Genomic DNA, 2349 nt, shown 5'->3' with positions numbered 1-2349 from the left:
GCCCGCCGCCGACCTCGGCGTCACCGTGGTGGCGCAGGTCGTGGCCCGCGTCCATGTACTCCCCCACCCCGTATGTTCCTTTCTTCGCAGGAAAAACATCGCACCATACGGCATCAGCAGCCCTTTCTGATAACAGGGGGTGCCTTTGCCACATATTCGGACGTGCCGTTGGTGGCGCGGCTCACGGCCCTGTGTCAGGGTGTGCGCGTTCCCACCCTCAGGGCCCCCGCCCGATCCGAGAGAACGGACACACGATGCGAAGGCGTACCCTCCTGGCCGGTGCCACCGCCGCTGCGGGACTGACCGCGCTGGGCACCGCGCTCACCTCCGCCCGCCCCGCACTGGCCGACACCGGCGGCGACCGCACGGTCCCCCGCGTGCTGGCGGAGCCCTCCGCCTCACACGGACTGGTCCGCCCCGACCTGCGCTTCGACATGGTGGCCGTCACCGGTGACCCCGGAGAGGCCGACGCGGCGGTCCGCTTCGAGACCGCCGACGGCCTGGGCTCGTGGAACCCGGTGCACCTGCACACCGGGGGCCGCGACGACCGGGACCCGGTCGCCGCCGCGCTGGTGCGCGCGCCCGAGGGCGCCACCGGTTACGAGGTGCGTTCGAGAGGGGGGACCGCGGCCGTGAACCTGCGCGACGGAGAGGGTCTGCGCTTCGGCGGCCCCGCACAGGCGTCGCTGTCCGCGGAGGCCTCCGGTACGCTGCGCGGCCGGACCAGCGTCCCGTTCCGCACCCGCGCGGGCTGGGGCGCCGACGAGTCCTGGCGTTTCGACGACCAGGGCGACAACCTGTGGGAGGCGGAGTTCCACCCCGTGCAGGCGCTGACCGTGCACCACACCGCGATGCCGACCGGGGACGACCACGCGGCGGACGTGCGGGCGGTGTACTACCTGCACGCGGTGCAGCAGCTGTGGGGGGACATCGGCTACCACGTGCTCATCGACCCCGACGGGGTGGTCTACGAGGGCCGCCACTCGGGCGAGGACGGCGTGCCGGTCTTCTCCGGGATCCCGCGGCCGGGGCGGGCCGAGTCGGTGACCGCGGGGCACGCCTACGGGTTCAACCAGGGCAACGTGGGCGTGTGCCTGCTCGGGGACTTCACCGACGAGCTGCCCACGCGGGCGGCGCAGGACTCCCTGGTCGACGTGCTGCGCGTGCTGTGCGCGGTGACCGGCGTGGACCCGGCCGGGCAGATCGAGTACGTCAACCCGGGCACGGGCGTGGTCACGCCGGGCGACGCGATCTCCCGGCACCGCGACTGGCTGGAGACCGAGTGCCCGGGCAACGCCTTCTCCGAGGTGTTCGACAGCGCGGTCCGCCAGCGCGTCATCGCGGGCCTGGCCTAGGCGGACGGGGGGTGCCCGCCGGAGCCGTGGTCCGCACGCGGCCCACGGCCGCCCCGACGGGTACTCCCTGGTCGGGGCGGTACGGCCCGCCCCTCGGGGCTCGTGGAGAAACCCGGGTGCCGCACTCGGACTCTGCGCGTATCGTGAGCGCACTCCGACCCGAGGGGAGAGGCGTGACCATCGCACAAGACAGACCGATACTGCCGTCAGTGATCCTGGAGACCGAGCGCCTGCGGCTGCGCCCGTTCGTCGAGGGCGACGTCGACGACGTACACGCGTCCTGCACCGACGCCGAGCTCCAACGCTGGCTCCCCCTCCCCCTTCCCGGGGTGCCCTACACCCGGGAGGAGGCCGAGCGGTGGTGCTGTGAGGTGGCCCCCGCCCTGCGTACCTGCGGTGAGGGACAGCAGTGGGCCATGGTCGAGCGGGAGTCCAAGCGGCTCGTGGGCTCGGTGGGCCTGGTGCGTGTCGTGTGGGCGTCGATGAACACCGAGGTCGGGTACTGGGTCTCGCCGTGGGGCCGCGGCCGCGGATACGCGACGGAGGCCGCCGTGGCCGTCTCCCGCTGGGCGCTGGACCAGGGCTTCCAGCGGGTGGAGATCAAGGCCGCCACCGGCAACACCGGGTCGCGCCGGGTCGCGGAGCGGTCGGGGTTCAGCCTGGAGGGCGTCGAACGCAGCGCGATGCCGCTGCACGAGGGCCGCGCCGACCTGGCGGTGTACAGCCTGCTCCCCGGCGACCTGGGCTGACCGGCGCACCCCGTCCGCACCGTGCTCCCCAGCCGCATCGGGCGGCGCCTCGGCCGCACCGGTCGTACCGGGCACGCGGCCGGGGCCGCACGCCCCCCGGCCCGCGGTCGCGGAGCGTACGGGGCCGCAGCGGACGTGCCCGGCGGCTGCCCCACGAACGGACACCGCCCGAGCGGGTACCGCGTGCGCGGCGCCACCGGGGATCGGCGCGGAGGAGGGCGGGCGCGGGGCGGGCGGCGTCAGCC

2 protein-coding genes are annotated in these 2349 nt (G+C 74.5%); both read left to right on the top strand.

What is annotated here, in order from left to right; translation table 11 throughout:
- The first annotated feature begins 254 nt into the window (after window positions 1-254).
- Window positions 255-1355, top strand: coding sequence for a peptidoglycan recognition family protein (locus tag DQW06_RS24755; protein ID WP_013154446.1), 1101 nt, complete (start codon window positions 255-257; stop codon window positions 1353-1355).
- 173 nt (window positions 1356-1528) lie between these two features.
- A complete protein-coding gene (locus DQW06_RS24750) occupies window positions 1529-2104 on the top strand; it encodes a GNAT family N-acetyltransferase (protein ID WP_013154447.1) in 576 nt (191 codons plus the stop codon).
- Window positions 2105-2349 lie beyond the last annotated feature (245 nt).

This window comes from Nocardiopsis sp. TNDT3, from assembly GCF_003427465.1.
GTDB lineage: Bacteria > Actinomycetota > Actinomycetes > Streptosporangiales > Streptosporangiaceae > Nocardiopsis > Nocardiopsis dassonvillei.
The sequence above is the reverse complement of the archived record's forward strand: the minus strand, read 5'-3'. Positions and strand labels throughout refer to the sequence as shown.

What these genes read in the sequence shown, in the direction of transcription:
- DQW06_RS24755 (WP_013154446.1), top strand. Translation starts at nt 255, where the DNA reads ATGCGAAGGCGTACCCTCCTGGCCGGTGCCACCGCCGCTGCGGGACTG.